General features: G+C 71.8%; 14 protein-coding genes. 13 read left to right on the top strand and 1 reads right to left on the bottom strand.

Annotation, left to right across the window (positions count from 1 at the left end; translation table 11 throughout):
* The 12 genes from mreD to E1281_RS13775 all read left to right on the top strand — a co-directional run bounded on the left by mreD (position 1) and on the right by E1281_RS13775 (position 16,937).
* Positions 1 to 600: a rod shape-determining protein MreD gene (gene mreD, locus E1281_RS13830; protein WP_131878067.1), complete on the top strand. Its 600-nt coding sequence runs from the start codon at positions 1 to 3 to the stop codon at positions 598 to 600.
* Positions 597 to 2,669, top strand: coding sequence for a penicillin-binding protein 2 (gene mrdA, locus E1281_RS13825; RefSeq protein ID WP_131878065.1), 2,073 nt, complete (start codon positions 597 to 599; stop codon positions 2,667 to 2,669). The genes mreD and mrdA overlap by 4 nt, the downstream gene beginning before the upstream one ends.
* A complete protein-coding gene (rodA, locus tag E1281_RS13820) occupies positions 2,666 to 3,841 on the top strand; it encodes a rod shape-determining protein RodA (RefSeq protein ID WP_131878063.1) in 1,176 nt (391 codons plus the stop codon). The genes mrdA and rodA overlap by 4 nt, the downstream gene beginning before the upstream one ends.
* An 81-nt stretch (positions 3,842 to 3,922) precedes the next feature.
* Entirely contained in the window at positions 3,923 to 5,845 is a 1,923-nt protein-coding gene (locus E1281_RS13815; protein ID WP_131878061.1) for a TIGR03960 family B12-binding radical SAM protein, read from the top strand.
* Between the two features lie 230 nt (positions 5,846 to 6,075).
* Positions 6,076 to 6,939, top strand: coding sequence for a TIGR03936 family radical SAM-associated protein (locus E1281_RS13810; protein WP_131878059.1), 864 nt, complete (start codon positions 6,076 to 6,078; stop codon positions 6,937 to 6,939).
* Positions 6,940 to 7,407: 468 nt separating this feature from the next.
* Complete coding sequence (locus E1281_RS13805; protein WP_165958918.1) at positions 7,408 to 10,269, top strand: Rne/Rng family ribonuclease; 2,862 nt, start codon at positions 7,408 to 7,410, stop codon at positions 10,267 to 10,269.
* 356 nt (positions 10,270 to 10,625) lie between these two features.
* The gene (rplU, locus tag E1281_RS13800; RefSeq protein WP_131878057.1) at positions 10,626 to 10,940 is read left to right on the top strand and encodes a 50S ribosomal protein L21; all 315 of its coding nucleotides are present in this window, start codon (positions 10,626 to 10,628) and stop codon (positions 10,938 to 10,940) included.
* Between the two features lie 12 nt (positions 10,941 to 10,952).
* Positions 10,953 to 11,210 carry a 50S ribosomal protein L27 gene (rpmA, locus tag E1281_RS13795; RefSeq protein WP_131878055.1) on the top strand — a complete coding sequence of 86 codons (258 nt, stop codon included), beginning with the start codon at positions 10,953 to 10,955 and terminating at the stop codon, positions 11,208 to 11,210.
* A gap of 78 nt (positions 11,211 to 11,288) precedes the next feature.
* Positions 11,289 to 12,707: a GTPase ObgE gene (gene obgE, locus E1281_RS13790; protein WP_131878053.1), complete on the top strand. Its 1,419-nt coding sequence runs from the start codon at positions 11,289 to 11,291 to the stop codon at positions 12,705 to 12,707.
* Complete coding sequence (gene proB / locus E1281_RS13785) at positions 12,707 to 13,822, top strand: glutamate 5-kinase (protein ID WP_131878051.1); 1,116 nt, start codon at positions 12,707 to 12,709, stop codon at positions 13,820 to 13,822. Before obgE ends, proB begins: the two co-directional genes overlap by 1 nt.
* Positions 13,823 to 13,845: 23 nt before the next feature.
* Entirely contained in the window at positions 13,846 to 15,102 is a 1,257-nt protein-coding gene (locus tag E1281_RS13780) for a glutamate-5-semialdehyde dehydrogenase (RefSeq protein WP_131878049.1), read from the top strand.
* A gap of 83 nt (positions 15,103 to 15,185) precedes the next feature.
* The gene (locus E1281_RS13775) at positions 15,186 to 16,937 is read left to right on the top strand and encodes a TIGR03767 family metallophosphoesterase (RefSeq protein WP_131878047.1); all 1,752 of its coding nucleotides are present in this window, start codon (positions 15,186 to 15,188) and stop codon (positions 16,935 to 16,937) included.
* A gap of 62 nt (positions 16,938 to 16,999) precedes the next feature.
* Here the strand turns inward: E1281_RS13775 and E1281_RS13770 are convergent, their stop codons facing one another.
* Positions 17,000 to 18,034, bottom strand: a complete 1,035-nt coding sequence (locus E1281_RS13770; RefSeq protein ID WP_131878045.1) for a M48 family metallopeptidase — start codon at positions 18,032 to 18,034, stop codon at positions 17,000 to 17,002.
* A gap of 134 nt (positions 18,035 to 18,168) precedes the next feature.
* On the opposite strand from E1281_RS13770, the gene E1281_RS13765 reads away from it, so the two are divergent.
* Positions 18,169 to 18,722, top strand: a 554-nt coding sequence (locus tag E1281_RS13765) for a helix-turn-helix domain-containing protein (RefSeq protein ID WP_131878043.1), incomplete at its 3' end; no start/stop codon positions are given.

Here is an 18,722-nt window from a genome sequence, read left to right as displayed (position 1 = left end):
GTGCTGAACCCACCCGAGGCGTCGCCGGCCGGCCGCACCGCGGTGGCCGCGGTGGTGATCGCGGCGACGCTGATCCTTCAGGTGTCGGTCGCGAACCGGCTGCCGCTGCCCGGCGGCGTCCAGCCCGACCTCGTGCTGCTGGCCATCGTGGCGCTGGCGCTCGTCGCCGGGTCGATGACCGGGATGGTCGCCGGCTTCCTGGCCGGCCTCGCCGCCGACATCGTCCCGCCCGCCGACCACACCCTCGGCAGGTACGCGCTCGTGTACTGCCTCATCGGCTACCTGTGCGGCGTCGCGTCCGCCGGGATGGACCGGCAGTCCGCCGTGCCGTTCTTCGCCGTCGCCGGCGGCGCCCTGGCCGGGATCGTCCTGTACGCGGGGACGGGGATGATCCTCGGCGATCCGCGCGCGGAGTGGGCCACCGTGTCGAGCATGGTGCCGCTGCAGGTGCTGTACACCGTCATCGCGAGCCCGTTCATCGTGTGGGTGATCCTGCGCGTCACCCGGCGGTACGAACGCGGCGAACGGGCGCGGGGGGACGGGCTCTCGGTGCCCGTCGCCCGCTACCGCGCGATGTCGGGGCGGGGTGGGAACCTGTGAACCCGCGAACGCACTTCCGGCTCGTCGTCCTGTACGTGCTGGTCGGCGCGCTGCTGCTCGTCCTGGTCGGACGCATGTGGACGCTCCAGATCCTGGAGGGCGAGCACTACGGCAAGATCGCCGCCGAGAACCGCACCCGCGACATCGTCGTGCCGGCCGTCCGCGGCATGATCCTCGACGACCGCGGGCGGCCTCTCGCGCGCAACAACAGCTCCCTGGTCGTGTCCATCGACAGCACGACGCTGTCGCGGCAGGAGGACGGCGGCGAGGCGGTCCTGAAGCGGCTGGCCGGCGTCCTCGGCATCAGCCACGAGGAGATCTCCAAACGGATCCGGCTGTGCAGCCCCACTGTCAAGCGGCCGTGCTGGTCCGGCTCTCCCTACCAGCCGATTCCCGTCGAGGACGACGCCGACCCGCAGCGCGCCCTGCAGATCATGGAGCGCCAGGAGGACTTCCCGGGCGTCACGGCGCGGATCCAGCCCGTGCGCAGCTACCCGGAGCCGCACGGCGCCAACGCCGTCCAGACGCTCGGCTACCTGCAGCCGATCACGCAGGACGAGCTGGACGAACGCGAGAGCATCAAGGTCACCGGCTACAGCGGCGTCGACCTCGTCGGACGCGCCGGGCTGGAGGCCCAGTACGACCGCGACCTGCGTGGCGACGCCGGTTACCGCAGGGTCCTGGTGGACAGCCACGGCCGCGTCACCGGCGTCGCCGAGGAGAAGCGGCCCGTCCCCGGCAGCCATCTGGTGACCAGCATCGACGCCGAGGTGCAGGGGGTCGCCGAGAAGGCGCTGAAGGAAGGGATCGACGCCGCGCGCAAGGGCGGCAGCCCCGCCGACTCCGGTGGCGCGGTGGTCATGGACGTCCGGACCGGACGGGTGATCGCGATGGCGAGCTACCCGACCTACGACCCGAGCGTCTGGACCGGCGGCATCACCCAGAAGAAGTACGACGCGCTCCTCGGCGAGAAGAACAACAACCCGCTGATCTCCCGGGTGACGCAGGGGATGGGCCCGCCCGGCTCCACGTTCAAGGTGTCGTCGCTGGCCGCCGCGGTGAAGGCCGGCTACGACCTGCACGGCACCTACAACTGCCCCGGCTCCTACATGGTCGGCAACCGCGCGTTCAACAACTTCCAGGGCGCCAACCTCGGCTCCATGAACCTGCACACGGCCCTCGTGAAGTCCTGCGACACGATCTTCTACAGGTTCGCGAACGAGATGTGGCTGCGCAACGGCGGCAAGAACGCCAAGCCGGACGCGAAGAACCCGATGGTGGAGATGGCCCGCGGGTTCGGCTTCGGCTCCGCCAGCGGCATCGACCTGCCGAGCGAGAGCAGCGGCCGGATCCCCGACCGGCAGTGGAAGCGCGAGTACTGGGAGGAGACCAGGGAGGAGAACTGCCGGGGCGCCGAGGAGGGCTACCCGAAGGTCGCCAAGACCGATCCCGCCCGCGCCGCCTACCTCAAGCGCTTCGCCGACGAGAACTGCAAAGAGGGCTACGTGTGGCGCGCCGGCGACGCCGCGAACCTGTCGATCGGGCAGGGCAGCGTGATGGTGACGCCGCTCCAGCTCGTCCGCGCCTACGCCGCGCTCGCCAACGGCGGAAAGCTGCCCACGCCGCGCGTGGGCGTGGCGGTGGTCCGGCCCGACGGCACGGTCGTCCGCGAGATCGAGGCGCCGGAGCCGAAGAAGGTGCCGGTGGACGAGAAGGTCCTGACCTACATGCGCGAGGCGCTCGGCGACGTGCCGAAGGAGGGCACCGCCGCGGGCGCCTTCGCCGGGTTCGACCTCAAGCGCGTCGCGGTGGCCGGCAAGACCGGAACCGCCGAGCGCTGGGGCCAGGAGGACATGTCCTGGTTCGCGTCCCTCGGCCCGGCGAAGGACCCGCGCTACGCCATCGTCTCGATGGTCTCGCAGGGCGGCTACGGCGCCCAGACGTCCGCGCCCATCGTCCGGAAGATCTGGGAGGCGATGTACGGGACGAAGGACCGCGAGCCCATCCTGGACAACGGCAGGCTGCCCACGGAGGTCCCCAAGCTGCCCGGCACGGGAACCGCCCCATGAGCGGGGCGGGCGCCGTCGGCGGGTACGGCGGGCGGCGGTCGTGGCAGGCCCGGCTCGAAGGGCTGCGCCGCCTCGACTGGCCGCTGGTCGTGGCCGTCCTGGCGCTGTCGGTGGTGGGCGCGCTGCTGGTGCGGTCGGCGACCTTCCAGATCCTGACCGAGAAGGGCGACGACCCGGAGGGCTTCCTCAAGCGGCACATCCTGAACCTGCTGATCGGCTTCGTGCTCGGCGGCGTCGTCACCCTCCTGGACTACCGGCTCCTGCGCGCCTACGTCCCCATCCTGTACGGCGTGGCCTGCGTCGGGCTGGTCGCCGTCCTTTCCCCGCTCGGCGAGACGATCAACGGGTCGCACTCGTGGATCGTGCTCGGCGGCGGGTTCCAGGTGCAGCCCTCGGAGTTCGCCAAGGTCGGGCTCGTGGTCTTCCTCGCGATGATCCTGGGGGAGCCGCGCGACGGCGAGATCGGCCCTGGCGTCCGCGACGTGGTGCTCGCGCTCGTGCTGGCGGGGATCCCCGCCGTGCTGATCATCCTGCAGCCCGACCTCGGCACCACGCTGGTGTTCATCGCGGTGGTGGCCGGGATGCTGGCGGTGTCCGGCGTGAAGAAGCGCTGGCTCGCCGGCCTGGCCGGCGCCGCCGCGATCTCGGTGGCCTCCGTGTGGGTCTTCGGCCTCCTGGAGGACTACCAGGTCGACCGGTTCACCGCGTTCATGAACCCCGACGCCGACCCGCGCGGCGCCGGCTACAACGCCCGGCAGGCCCGGATCGCGGTCGGGTCGGGCGGCCTGTTCGGCAAGGGGCTGTTCCAGGGCGAGCAGACCGGCGGCCACTTCGTCCCCGAGCAGCAGACCGACTTCATCTTCACCGTGGCGGGGGAGGAGCTCGGCTTCGTCGGCGGCGCCGTGATCGTCCTGCTGCTCGGCGTCGTGCTGTGGCGGGGGCTGCGCATCGCGACCCAGGCCGCCGACCTGTTCGGGACGCTGGTCGCGACCGGCGTCGTGTGCTGGCTGGGGTTCCAGACGTTCCAGAACGTCGGGATGTCGATCGGCATCATGCCGATCACCGGGCTGCCGCTGCCGTTCGTGTCCTACGGCGGCTCCGCCACGTTCGCGAACATGATCGCCTTCGGGCTGCTGCAGGCCGTCCACGTGCGGCGCCGCGCCTTCGACTGACCGCGCCGCCGTGCACCGGCGCGCCTCGCGGCGCCGGTAGAGTGGACGTTCACCCCACGTCCCCTGCACGGAGGATTCGTCATGCCGGTCGAGTCGATCTTCCCGCGCCTGGAGCCGCTGCTCCCGGGAGTGCAGAAGCCGATTCAGTACGTTGGCGGCGAGCTGAACTCCCAGATCAAGGACTGGGACGAGGCCGAGGTCCGGTGGGCGCTCATGTACCCGGACGCCTACGAGGTGGGCCTGCCCAACCAGGGCGTCCAGATCCTCTACGAGATCCTGAACGAGCGCGAAGGCGTGCTGGCGGAGCGGACCTACTCGGTCTGGGCCGACATGGAGGCCGTCATGCGCGAGCACGGCATCCCGCAGTTCACCGTGGACGCGCACCGCCCCGTCGGCGCGTTCGACGCCCTCGGCGTGTCGTTCTCCACCGAGCTCGGCTACACTAACCTGCTGACGGCCCTCGACCTCGCCGGCATCCCGCTGGAGGCCGCGGACCGCACGGACGGCCACCCGATCGTCATCGCCGGCGGGCACGCCGCGTTCAACCCCGAGCCGATCGCCGAGTTCATCGACGCCGCCGTGCTCGGCGACGGCGAGGAGATCGCGCTCGGCATCACCGAGGTCATCCGCGAGTGGAAGGCCGAGGGTGAGCCCGGCGGCCGGGACGAGCTGCTGATGCGGCTCGCCGCGTCGGGCGGGGTGTACGTCCCGCGCTTCTACGACGTCACCTACCTGCCCGACGGCCGGATCCAGCGCGTCGCACCGAACCGCACGGGGGTGCCCTGGCGGATCGAGAAGCACACCGTCATGGACCTCGACCAGTGGCCGTACCCGAAGAAGCCGCTGGTCCCGCTGGCCGAGACCGTGCACGAGCGGTTCAGCGTGGAGATCTTCCGCGGCTGCACGCGCGGCTGCCGGTTCTGCCAGGCCGGGATGATCACCCGTCCGGTGCGGGAGCGGTCGATCACCACGATCGGCGACATGGTCGAGACGGGCCTGAAGGAGTCCGGCTTCGAGGAGGTCGGGCTGCTCAGCCTGTCCAGCGCCGACCACAGCGAGATCGGCGACGTCGCCAAGGGCCTCGCCGACCGGTACGAGGGCACGAACACCTCGCTGTCGCTGCCGTCCACCCGCGTGGACGCCTTCAACATCACGCTCGCCAACGAGTTCTCGCGGGGCGGGCGGCGCTCCGGCCTGACGTTCGCCCCCGAGGGCGGGTCCGAGCGGATGCGCCGGGTGATCAACAAGATGGTCAGCGAGGACGACCTGATCCGCACCGTCACCACCGCCTACGAGAACGGCTGGCGGCAGGTCAAGCTGTACTTCATGTGCGGGCTGCCCACCGAGGAGGACGAGGACGTCCTCGCGATCGCCGGCATGGCCAAGCGGGTCATCCAGGCGGGGCGCGAGGCCACCGGCCGCAAGGACATCCGGTGCACGGTCTCCATCGGCGGGTTCGTGCCCAAGCCGCACACCCCGTTCCAGTGGGCCGCGCAATGCGACCACGAGACCGTCGACCGCCGCCTGCGCGCCCTCAAGGACGCCCTTCGCGGCGACAAGGAGTACGGCCGGGCCATCGGCCTGCGCTACCACGACGGCCAGCCCTCCATCGTCGAGGGCCTGCTGTCGCGCGGCGACCGCCGCGTCGGCAAGGTCATCCGCGCGGTGTGGGAGGACGGCGGCCGCTTCGACGGCTGGAGCGAGCACTTCTCCTACGAGCGCTGGACGGACTGCGCACAGAGGGCACTGTCCGAGGAGCCCGTCGACCTCGCCTGGTACACCGTCCGGGAGCGCGACGAGGTCGAGGTCCTGCCGTGGGACCACCTCGACGCCGGGCTCGACCGCGAGTGGCTCTGGCAGGACTGGCAGGACGCCGTCGACGGGACCGAGGTCGAGGACTGCCGCTGGACGCCCTGCTACGACTGCGGCGTCTGCCCCACGATGGGCACCGAGATCCAGACCGGCCCCACCGGGAAGAAGCTGCTGCCGCTCTCGGTCGTCTGACCGTCCCGTCCGCCACCCGCCGGATCGCGGTGCCGGGAGGGGAGCCGCCCGGAATCCGCCCCGCCCGGGCGTCCAGATGCCCGGAATCGGCCGCGTGAACGCCCTGAGCTGCGCTGGTCACGGCCTCCTTGGGACTCCCGGGGGTCAAAGGATGCGCGGCGACCCGTACTCTATAGGGAGACCTTTATTTCGACTCGGCACGAGTAGGAAGGACCAGAACCCTGGCACCCATGCCGGAGGGTCCGGCGCCGGCCCCCGTGACCCAGCGCCTGCGCGTCCGCTACGCCAAGCGAGGCAGGCTTCGGTTCACGAGCCACCGCGACATATCCCGGGCCGTGGAACGCGCCGTCAGGCGCGCCGGGATCCCGGTCGCGTTCAGCGGCGGATTCACCCCCCACCCGAAGATCTCGTACGCGGGTGCGGCGGCGACAGGGGTGGCCAGTGAGGCCGAGTACCTCGAAATCGGACTGACCGAGACCCGCGACCCTGCGCGGGTGCGGGCCGATCTCGACGCGGCACTGCCTCCCGGGCTCGACATCGTCGATGTCGTCCCGGTGCGGGCGGGAAGCGCCGGCGACGCGCAGCCGAGACCGAGCGCGTTCGCCGATCGGCTCGAGGCGTCCGAATGGCGGATCAGGCTGGACGGCGTGCCATCCCACGATGCCGCCGCCGCCGTGGCCGCCTTCATGGACGCCGCGAACATCGAGGTCGAGCGCCTCACGAAGAAGGGGCGGCGCCGTTTCGACGTGCGCGCTGCCGTGTCCTCGTTCGAGCTGGACCGGCGCGCCGCGGAGGCGGCGGATGCCCCTTGTGCGATACTTCGAATGGTTGTTCGGCATTCCACACCGGCCGTACGACCCGACGACATCCTCACCGGACTGCGCCAGATCGCCGACCTCGCGCCGCCGTCACCCCCGCTGGTGACCAGGCTGGCGCAGGGGCCCCTCGACGCGGACACCGGTGGCCTCGCGGATCCTCTGGATCCCGACCGGGAGAAGATCGGCCTGCCGTCCGGCGACGACGCCGAGGCGGCCCGCGGCCCGCGGCGGCCGCAGCCCGGGGAAACCGCGAGCACGGATGCCGTCAGCGCCTGACCGTGAGACCGAAGCCGTGGCAGCACGGAACCGGTCCCGCAGGGTACGGCGGGCGCACCCCCGACGACTTCGTCGTCATGGCCGGACCACGGTCCGGCGGTGACGGCACCGACGACTGACGGAGAGCTCTCGTGCGGCGCACCGCACCGATCCGCCCCCTGGCGGAGCGACGCGGACGCGCCCGGGAGCCTGACGGGAGATTGCCCGGATGCGTGAGAACGAAGCCGATTCGGCCACGGCCGAAGGCACCGATAACGAGAACGGCGACTACGAGAACACCGGAACGGAGACCAGCGAGACCACGGAGGCCGGCGCGACCACGGAGCGCGGGAACGCGGTGACGGCGCGGTCGCGCCGCGGGAAGCGGCCCGCGGGCCCGCCGAGCAGGCCGAGCCGCCGAAGAAGGCCGCCCGGACCCGTACCCGCACCCGGAGCGGGAAGGCGGCCGAGACGTCCGAGCCCGTCCCGATGACCGGCGCGGAGACCTCCCCCGACACCGAGTCCGAGCCCGTGGCCGCCGAAGCGGAGCGGCCCGCGGATGAGGCGCCGGCGCCCCGCACCCGGACCCGCCGGCGCGGCTCCGCCGCCGCGTCCGCCGCCTCCTCGGCCGGACCGGACGTTCCCGGAGCCACGGCCCCCGCCGTCCCGTCGGTGCCGGAGGTCCCCTCGCCCGGCACCGAGATTCCCGCCGAGCAGGTGTCCGACACCGAGCCCGCCAGCGGCGTGGGCGTTCCCGGCGTGACGTTCCAGCCGCCGATGGTCGTCTTCCAGCCGCCGCAGCCGAAGGCCGAGAGCCCCTCCCGTCCGAAGGAGGAGCCGAAGCGCGCCGCCGAGCCCGCCGACCACGACACCGACCACGACACCGGTGACGAGGAGCTGGACGACGGGCCGTCCGACGAGGACGACTCCGAGGACCGCCCGTCCCGCCGGCGCCGCCGCCGCGGCGGACGCGGCCGGGGCAGGGGCGGCAAGGAGGGCGCCGAGGACGAGTCGCCCGCCGAGGCGGACGAGCCCAAGGACGAACCCAAGGACGAGCAGCCCGCCAAGAGCGCCGCCAAGAAGGACGGCGCCAAGAAGGACGGTGCCGCCAAGAAGGACGGTGCCGCCAAGAAGGACAAGGCCAAGAAGGACAAGCCCGCCGCCAAGGGCAAGGAGAAGGAGCCCAAGGCCGAGCAGGAGTCCGAGCAGGAGGCCGACGAGGACGAGGCCGACGGCGACGCCGCGTCGAGCCGCCGCCGTCGCCGCCGGCGGCGCCGGACCGGGACCGACGGCGAGAACGGGACCGGCACGGACGACCCACCCAACACCGTCGTCCACGTCCGCTCCTCGCGCGCCGCCGAGACCCGCACCTCCGACGACGAGGTCCAGTCCGTCCGCGGCTCGACCCGGCTGGAGGCCAAGAAGCAGCGCCGGCGCGAGGGCCGCGAGCAGGGCCGCCGCCGCCCGCCGGTGATCACCGAGGCCGAGTTCCTGGCGCGCCGCGAGTCCGTCGACCGGGTCATGGTGGTCCGCCAGGAGGGCGAGCGCACCCAGATCGCCGTCCTGGAGGACGGCGTGCTCGTCGAGCACTACGTCAACCGCGCCACCCACCAGTCGTACGTGGGCAACGTCTACCTCGGCAAGGTCCAGAACGTGCTGCCGTCGATGGAGGCGGCGTTCGTCGACATCGGCAAGGGCCGCAACGCCGTCCTGTACGCGGGCGAGGTCAACTGGGACGCCTCCGGCCTGGAGGGCCAGCCGCGCCGCATCGAGTCGGCGCTGAAGTCGGGCCAGTCGGTGCTCGTCCAGGTCACCAAGGACCCGCTCGGGCACAAGGGCGCCCGCCTCACCAGCCAGGTCTCGCTGCCCGGCCGCTACCTCGTGTACGTGCCGGACGGCTCGATGACCGGCATCAGCCGCAAGCTTCCCGACAAGGAGCGCAGCCGCCTCAAGTCGATCCTGAAGAGGGTCATGCCGCAGAACGCCGGCGTGATCGTGCGGACGGCGGCCGAGGGCGCCACCGAGGAGGAGCTGTCCCGGGACGTGTCGCGCCTCGCCGCCCAGTGGGACAACATCCAGAAGAAGGTGAAGACGGCCTCCGCGCCCTCCCTTCTCTACGGCGAGCCCGACCTGACGATCCGCGTCGTCCGCGACATCTTCAACGAGGACTTCACCAAGCTCGTCGTGTCCGGCGAGGGCGCCTGGGACACGATCTCCGAGTACGTCGAGTACGTCGCCCCGCATCTCGCGAACCGCGTCGAGCGCTGGACCGGCGACCAGGACGCCCTGTCGGTGTTCCGCATCGACGAGCAGATCGCCAAGGCGCTGGACCGCAAGGTCTGGCTGCCGTCCGGCGGCTCGCTGGTGATCGACCGCACCGAGGCGATGACGGTCATCGACGTCAACACCGGCAAGTTCACCGGGCAGGGCGGCAACCTCGAGGAGACCGTCACCCGCAACAACCTGGAGGCGGCCGAGGAGATCGTCCGCCAGCTCCGGCTCCGCGACATCGGCGGCATCGTCGTGATCGACTTCATCGACATGGTGCTGGAGAGCAACCGTGACCTGGTGATGCGCCGCCTGGTGGAGTGCCTGTCGCGGGACCGTACCAAGCACCAGGTCGCCGAGGTCACCTCGCTGGGCCTGGTGCAGATGACCCGCAAGCGCGTCGGCCAGGGCCTGCTGGAGGCGTTCTCGGAGACCTGCGAGTCCTGCAACGGCCGCGGCATCCACGTCCACCTGTCCCCGGTCGAGCCGAAGGCGGACAAGGCGGCGGCCAAGGAGAGCGGCCGCCGTCGCAAGCGCAAGGGCGAGGTCGAGAAGGCCGTCGAGGAGAAGCTGGCCCGCCACGAGATCGCACCGCCCGAGCCGGAGCCCGAGCCGGCGCCGAAGCAGAAGCTGAAGCCCGAGCCGGAGCCGGAGCCCGCACCCGTCGTGGAGCCCAAGCCCGAGCCGGTGCGCTCCCGACCGCGCAGGTCGGGCCCGGCCAAGCGCCCCGCGGGCCCCCCGCCCGAGATCGACACGGACGAGTCCCCGGCACAGGCCGCGGTCGAGGCCGCCGACGCCGCCGCGGAGGTCGCCGAGACACCCCCGGGAATCCTGGAGTCCCTGGATTCCACGGAACCGGTGACCACCACCGCGAACGGCGCCGACCCGGCCACGAGCGAGCCGGCCACGACGGAACCGGCCACCCCGGACCCGTCGGGCCCGGACCTGAACGGCACCGACCTGAACGGCGCCGACCCCGCGTCCTCCGAGCCCACGGCCGCGGAAACCGACTCCGCAGGGGCGGCCACGCCCAAGCCGGCCGCCCACCGCACCGCCCATTCCGCCGAAACCGAAGCGGAGTAAGGGCCACCGCCCAGCCCCGGCCGAGTTCGACCTCGGCCGGGGCCACGGGCGAAGGCCCGAAGCCCAGGGGACGGGGAGCAGCGCCGCGGGCGCGACATGCGATAGGTGTCGGCATCCGGTATCCTGGGCTTCGGCGCGTCGTGGGCGCGTCATCTCCACATGCACCGCGAGTCCCGTCCGGGGTCGTTCGGTGTTCACCTCACCGATCCGGTGAGACCAAGCAGAGAGCGCCAGGGGTCTCTCCTGGTGTGCCGCCCTCGGCCCGGTGCCGGGGGTAGGCCCCCGCCCCGGGGGCTGGTAAGCCACGCGTGGGACCGGTTGATTCCGGAAGCGCGCGCAGACGAAGGGTTTCCGCGGTGTACGCGATTGTCCGCGCAGGCGGCCGGCAGGAGAAGGTCACCGTCGATGACGTGCTGACCGTCGACAAGCTGGCCGGTGAGGTCGGCTCGACCGTCAAGCTTCAGGCCCTGCTGGTCGTGGACGGCGACGACGTCGTCAGCAAGTCGGCCGACCTGGCGCGCTACGAGGTGACCGCCGAGATCCTCGGCGCGGTCAAGGGCCCGAAGATCAACATCATGCACTACCGGAACAAGACCGGGTACAAGCGGCGGATGGGTCACCGTCAGCCCTACACCGAGGTCAAGATCACCGGTATCAAGGCCGGGAAGTAAGGGAGCGGTCAGATGGCACACAAGAAGGGCGCGTCGTCCAGCCGAAACGGTCGCGACTCCAACGCCCAGCGCCTCGGCGTGAAGCGGTTCGGCGGCCAGGTCGTCAACGCCGGCGAGATCCTCGTCCGGCAGCGCGGCACCCACTTCCACCCCGGCCCCGGCGTCGGGCGCGGCGGCGACGACACGCTGTTCGCGCTGGTCGCGGGCTCGGTGAAGTTCCGCCGCTACCGCGGCCGCAACGCCGTGAGCGTCGTCCCGCCGGCGGAATAGTCCGCCAGGGATACACACTTCTGCAAGGGGCGGACCGTTCTCGGTCCGTCCCTTCGCCTTTCATCGAGGAGAGTCACCGTGGCCGCTGGAGCGGGATCGGGCGCGCAGTTCGTCGACCGGGTGGTGCTGCACGTCGCCGCGGGCAAGGGCGGCAACGGCTGCGCCTCGATCCACCGGGAGAAGTTCAAGCCGCTCGGCGGCCCGGACGGCGCGAACGGCGGGCGCGGCGGCGACGTCGTCCTGGTCGTCGACTCCAACGCCGCGAGCCTCCTGGAATACCACCGGCGCCCGCACCGCAAGGCGGGCAACGGCCGCCCCGGGCAGGGCAGCCACCGGACGGGCGCCGACGGCGACGACGTGGTCCTGCCCGTCCCCGACGGCACCGTCGTGAAGGCGGGCGAGGAGGTCCTGGCCGACCTGGTCGGCGAGGGCACCCGCTTCGTGATCGCGCGGGGCGGCAACGGCGGCCTCGGGAACGCCGCGCTGGCGTCGGCCAAGCGCAAGGCGCCCGGGTTCGCGCTGCTGGGCGAGCCGGGGGAGGAGGCCGACGTCGTCCTGGAGCTGAAGAGCGTCGCGGACGTCGCGCTCGTCGGTTTCCCCAGCGCGGGCAAGTCGTCGCTCATCGCGGCGCTGTCCGCCGCCAAGCCGAAGATCGCCGACTATCCGTTCACGACGCTGATCCCGAACCTCGGCGTGGTGAGCGCCGGCGACACGACGTTCACGGTCGCGGACGTGCCCGGCCTGATCGAGGGCGCCAGCGAGGGCCGCGGCCTCGGCCTGGACTTCCTGCGCCACATCGAACGCTCGTCCACGCTCGCCCACGTGCTCGACTGCGCCACGATGGAACCGGGACGCGACCCGGTCAGCGACTTCGAGGTCATCGAGCGCGAGCTCCAGGCGTACGACCGGGTCCTCGGCGACCGGCCGCTGTCGGACCGGCCCCGCGTCGTCGTCCTGAACAAGGTCGACGTGCCGGACGGCCGCGACCTCGCCGAGATGGTCAGGCCCGAGTTCGAGGAGCGCGGCCTGAAGGTCTTCGAGGTGTCGGCGGCGACGCACGAGGGGCTGCGGGAGTTGTCGTTCGCGATGGCGGCGATGGTGGGCGAGTACCGCGCCTCGCTGCCGCCCGCGGAGCCGACCCGCATCGTCATCCGTCCCGAGCCGGTCGGCGGGGACACCGACTTCGAGGTCAGGGACCTCGGCGGCAACACCTACCTGATCACCGGCGCGAAGCCGGTCAGGTGGCTGCGCCAGACGGACTTCGCCAACGAGGAGGCCGTGGGCTACCTCGCCGACCGTCTCGCGAGGCTCGGCGTGGAGGACGCCCTCGCCAAGGCCGGAGCCGCCGCCGGAGCCACGGTCCTGATCGGCACGATCGACGACTCGATCGTCTTCGACTGGGAGCCGGAGATCCCCGCCGGCGAGGCCGCCCCCGGCCCGCGCGGAACGGACCGCCGCCTGGGCGGGCGGCGCGAGACCCCGGAAGAGCGGCGCTGATGGGCGGGCGCGAGGCGATCGCGAAGGCCCGGCGGATCGTGGTGAAGGCGGGGTCGTCGTCGCTCACGACGCCGGAGGGCGTGCTCGACGCGGGCCGCATCGACGCCCTGGTGGACGTGCTGGCGGCCCGCCGCGCGGACGGCACCGAGATCGTCTTCGTCTCGTCCGGCGCGATCGCCGCCGGCCTCGGGCCGCTGGGGCTGACCCGCCGTCCCCGCGACCTCGCCACCCAGCAGGCGGCGGCGAGCGTCGGCCAGGGCCAGCTGTTCGCCCGCTACACCTCGTCGTTCGCCCGGCACGCGCTGACGGCCGGGCAGGTGCTGCTCACCGCCGACGACATGATGCGCCGCTCGCACCACCGCAACGCCCAGCGCACGCTCGCGCAGCTCCTCGCGCTCGGCATCCTGCCGATCGTGAACGAGAACGACACGGTCGCGACCGACGAGATCCGGTTCGGCGACAACGACCGGCTCGCCGCGCTCGTCGCCCACCTGATCCGCGCGGACGCGCTGGTCCTGCTGTCGGACGTGGACGCCCTGTACACCGGCGACCCGCGCAGGCCCGGCGCCCGCCGCGTCGACGACGTCCGCGGGCCGGACGACCTCAAGGACGTCGAGCTGGGCCGCTCCGGCCGGGTCGGCACCGGCGGCATGGTCACCAAGGTCGAGGCGGCCCGGATCGCGGGCGTCCCGGTGGTGCTCACCAACGCGGCGTCGGCCGCGCAGGCGCTCGCCGGAGAGGGGGTCGGCACCCTCTTCCACCCGGCGGAGGGGCGCCGCATGTCGACACGGGACCTGTGGCTCGCCCACGCCACCACCGGCCAGGGGAGGGTCACGCTGGACCCCGGCGCCGTCGAGGCGGTCGTGCGGCGCCGCAAGTCGCTGCTCCCGGCGGGCGTCACGGGCGTGAAGGGCGACTTCGCCGCCGGTGACCCCGTCGACCTGTGCGACACCGCCGGCGAGGTCGTCGCGCGCGGCCTGGTGAACTACGACGCGTCCGAGATCCCGGACCTGATGGGCCGCTCGACGCGATGGCTGGCGAGAGAGCTGGGCCCGGAGTACGAGCGCGAGATAATCCACAGAGACCACCTGGTGATCCTGACCGGCGAACGCTGAGTTGCGGCGAAGAGAGGAACCTGATGAGCGAGCGCGACGAGTTCCTGCGTGTGGCGGGGCGTGCCCGGGAGGCCGCGGCGGGGCTCGCGCCGCTGCCGCGTGCGGCGAAGGACGCGGCGCTGAACCGGATCGCGGACGCGCTGGTCACCGCCGCGCCGGAGATCGTCAAGGCGAACGAGGCCGATGTCGTCCTGGCCCGGGAGAGCGGCACGTCGGAGTACATGATCGACCGGCTGAGCCTGTCGGAGGAGCGGATCGCCGCGATCGCCGAGGCCGTCCGGAAGGTCGCGGCGCTGCCCGACCCGGTGGGGCAGTCGGTACGCGGCGACGTGCTGCCGAACGGCCTGGAGCTGCGGCAGGTCCGGGTGCCGCTCGGTGTGGTCGGGATGATCTACGAGGGGCGTCCGAACGTGACCGTGGACGCCGCCGCGCTGTGCCTCAAGAGCGGGAACGCGGCGCTGCTGCGGGGCTCGTCGTCGGCGTACGGCTCGAACACGGCCCTGGTCGAGGTGATGCAGGGCGCGCTGGCCGGTACTGAGGTCCCGCCGGACGCGGTGCAACTCGTCCCGGGCACGTCCCGCGAGTCGGTGAAGCACCTGATGCGGGCGCGCGGCCTGGTGGACGTGCTGATCCCGCGCGGCGGCGCCTCGCTGATCAACTCGGTGGTGGAGGAGTCGACCGTCCCGGTGATCGAGACGGGCGTCGGGAACTGCGCGGTGTACGTGGACGCCGCCGCCGACGTCGAGATGGCCCTGGACGTGCTGCTGAACGCCAAGACGCAGCGTCCCTCCGTGTGCAACGCCGCGGAGACGTTCCTCGTGCACGCCGACATCGCGGACACGTTCGTCCCGCGAGCGCTTGAGGCGCTGAAGGGCGCCGGAGTCACGGTCCACGGCGATGACCGCATCCGGTCGTACGGCCAGGAGGTCGTGGAGGCGACCGAGGACGACTGGCACGCCGAGTACCTCTCCCTCGACATCGCCGCCCGGGTCGTGGACTCCCTCGACGACGCGGTCGCCCACATCCGCCGGTACGGCTCGGGCCACACCGAGGCGATCGTCACGACGTCCCAGCCCGCCGCGAAGCGCTTCGTCGCGCTCGTGGACTCGGCGGCGGTGATGGTGAACGCCTCGACGCGCTTCACCGACGGCGAGGAGTTCGGCTTCGGCGCGGAGATCGGGATCTCGACGCAGAAGCTGCACGCCCGCGGCCCGATGGGACTGCCCGAGCTGACGTCCACCAAGTTCGTCGTGACCGGTGAAGGCCACGTGAGGGGCTGAGACCCGGCCCGGCACCGCGGCGGGCAAGTTGTGACATTTTTGCCATTGATGTCACGTTGTGGGGTGTGGTCTGATTCACGATTGTGACCCGTGAGTACAGCCGCCGCCGCGTCCTGAAGGGCGCCGCCCTCGGCGCGGGAGTCGCCGCCACCGGACTTACCGCGTATCCCGCACGCGCCGCCGCGGCCGTCCCCGCGCTGCGCGGCCCCGCCGCCGGGACCACCCTCGACCGGACGTACGTGCTCGGCGCGGCCGGCGCCGGCGGGTACCGCCCCGTGGTCGCGGGGCCGGGCGAACCGCACGTCCTGCGCCGCGATCTCGGCGGGATCGCCTCGGCCCGGCGCGCCGCCACCCGCCGCGGCGTCCTGGCCTTCGGGCACCTCACCGACGTGCACGTCCTCGACGCGCAGTCCCCGGCCCGCGTCGAGTTCATCGACCGCTTCAGGGACATGATCAGCGTGTTCCCCGAAGGCGGCTACCGCCCGCAGGAGATCCTGTCGACGCACGTCGGCGAGGCGATGGTCCAGGCGATGAACAGGGTCGGGCGGGGCCCCGCCACCGGGCTCCAGTTGGCGTTCACCATCAACACCGGCGACACCACGGACAACGCCCAGTACAACGAGGTCCGCTGGATCATCGACCTGCTGGACGGGGAACGCGTCCGGCCCGACTCCGGCGACCCCGGCCGGTACGAGGGCGTCATGGACTGGGCCGCCTACGACCGCGCCTACTGGCACCCCGAAGGCCCGCCGCCCGGCGCCGAAGCCGACGTGGCGATCACCAGGTACGGCTTCCCGCGGATCACGGGCCTGATCGACGCCGCCCGCAGGCCGTTCCAGGCGACCGGCCTCGACTCCCCGTGGTACGCGGTGTTCGGCAACCACGACGGCCTCATCCAGGGCAACCTGCCGGTCAATCCGCTGATCTCCGGCCTCGCGACCGGCGGCATCAAGATCGGCGCCCCGGCGGACGGCGGCCAGGCCGAGCGCCTCGCCCGCATGGTCAGCAGGGGAGACGCCGCCGAACTCGTCCGGCTCAGCCGCGAGCAGGGCGCCTCGGGCGGGCTGTTCCGCCAGGTCACCCCCGACTGGGACCGCCGGCTGCTGTCGCGGGCCGAGGTCGTCGCCGAGCACTTCAAGACCAGCAGACCCCTGCGCGGCCACGGGTTCACCTGGGCCAACCTCCGTGACGGGACGGCCTACTACGCGTTCGACAAGGGAATCGTGCGCGGCCTCGTCCTCGACACCGTCAACCAGAACGGCTACTCCGAGGGCTCACTCGACAAGGCCCAGTTCGCGTGGCTGGAGTCCCAGCTGAAGGCGGGCAGCAGCCGCTATCTCGCCGCGGACGGCTCGGTCGTCCGGCACGCCGTGAAGGACCGGCTGTTCGTCCTGTTCAGCCACCACCCGATCGGCTCGATGGAGAACGGCCTCGGCGGTGACCGCGTTCTCGGCGACGAGGTCCAGGCGCTCCTGCTGCGCCACCCGAACGTCATTTTCTGGGTGAACGGCCACACCCACCGGAACCAGGTGATCCCGCACGTCCGCGAGGGAGGCGGGGGATTCTGGGAGGTCAACACGGCCGCGCACATCGACTTCCCGCAGCAGAGCCGCATCGTCGAACTCGCCGACAACGGCGACGGGACGCTGTCGGTCTTCACGACGGTCCTGGACTCGGCGGGGCCCGCGTCCTACGGCGGCCGCCTCGGCGATCCCGTCCGGCTCGCGTCCCTGTCCCGCGAGCTCGCGGGCAACGACTGGCAGGACCGCGACGAGAACCGCCGCGGCGAGACCGCCGACCGCAACGTCGAACTCCTCGTCCCCGCGCCGTTCTAAGGGCGTCCCGGGCAAGGGGAAGGGCCGCCGCGTCCGTGTCGCGGCGGCCCTCGGCCCTGTCGTCAGTTGCGGTCGGTCGGCCCGTTGTCCCGGCGCGAGAAGCGGTCGAACAGCCCGCCGGCCGCGCCCGCCGCCGCGTCCGCCATGTCGCGGACCTTGCCGACGAACGGGTCGGCCGTGCGCTCCCACGACTCCCGGTAGGACTTGGCCGCGTCCTTGATCCCGTCGCTGACCGACGCGCTGCCGTCGTCGTCGCGGCGCGGGTAGTCACCGGCCAGGATCCGCTCGTACTCGCCGCTGCGCGCCCACCGGTCGATCTCGGAGAACCGGATGACCGCGAACGGGTGGGACTGGCCGAGCAGGTTCAGGAACTTCAGGATGCCGTCGCGCACGTCGCCGGCCTCGTCGTACTCGCGCGCCTGCTTCAGGAACGCCTCGCTGCTCATCTCGCCGAGCCGGACGCCGCCGGCGAGCTTCATGTTCACCCGCTTCGCCGCGTCCAGGTCCTGGCCGACCAGCAGGCCCGCCCGGTCCGAGGACAGCTCGGCCTTCCGGAACCACTCGCGCAGCCCGATGATGATCGCCGCGATGCCGACGTTGCCCAGCGGCAGCCACGCCAGCCGCGACCCGAGCTGCAGCAGGATCTGCATCATCGTCTGGTACACCGCGTGCCCGGACAGGATGTGCCCGACCTCGTGGCCGACGACGAACCGCAGCTCCTCGTCGTCCAGCAGGTCGATCAGGCCGGTGTTCAGCACGATGAACGGGTGGTCGGAGCCGAGCGCCATCGCGTTCGGCGTCGGGTCCTGCCGGACGTACAGCTCCGGTACCTCCGGCATGTCGAGGACGTAGGACGCGTCCCGGACCATGTCGTAGATGTTGCGGAACTGGTCCTCGCCCACGCGCACCGTGCCGCCGAGGAACATCAGCCTCAGCGAACGCTCGTTGACCAGCCCCGACAGCTTGCGCAGCACGACATCGAAGCCGGACAGAGAGCGCAGCGCCACCAGCGCCGACCGGTCCGCCGGGTGTTCGTAGGCCCGGGAACTGATCCCCGGGAACCGCGTGCGTGCTCGATCCGGTGTGTTCTCCGTCATGTCTGACCTCCTGAGGAGTGTGAAGCCCCGCGTTCAGGCGGGTGGTGAGGCGGCTCCATGCCACTGTGGCTTCGGACGAGCGGAAATGTGCGAATGCTCTGCCCCCGATCACATGTTCGATTAGTGTCGACAGCATGACACAGAGTGTTCGACGGTCGTTCCGGTACCGCTTCTACCCGGCTGCGGAGCAGGTGGAGCACCTGGGCCGCACCTTCGGCTGTGTCCGTCTGATCTATAACATGGCTCTGGAAGCACGTGTCCAATCTCGCCGCGGCGGCCGGCCGATGACCTACAGGGAGTCGTCGGCGATGCCGACGGTTTGGAAACGGGACGCCGAGTTCGCGTTCTCGAACGATGTCTCCTGCGTGCCGCTGCAGCAGGCATTGCGTCATCTCCAGACCGCCGTCGGCAACCATCTCGCCAAACGAGCGCACCATCCGAGATTCAAGTCGCGCAAGCGCTCGCGCGCGTCCGCCGAGTACGCCCGATCGGCCTTCGCGTACAGCGAGGGTCGGCTGACCTTGGCCAAGATGAAGGAGCCGTTGCGCATCGTGTGGTCGCGCCCTCTGCCGGAGGGAGTGGAGCCTTCGACGGTGACGGTGTCGCGTGATTCGGCCGATCGCTGGTTCGTGAGTCTCCTGTGCCAGGTCACCGTTCAGCCGATGGTGCCGACTCGGCGGGTGGTGGG

It is taken from the genome of Actinomadura sp. KC345, from assembly GCF_004348515.1.
Taxonomy (GTDB): domain Bacteria; phylum Actinomycetota; class Actinomycetes; order Streptosporangiales; family Streptosporangiaceae; genus Spirillospora.
This window is presented reverse-complemented; position numbering and strand designations above follow the sequence as displayed.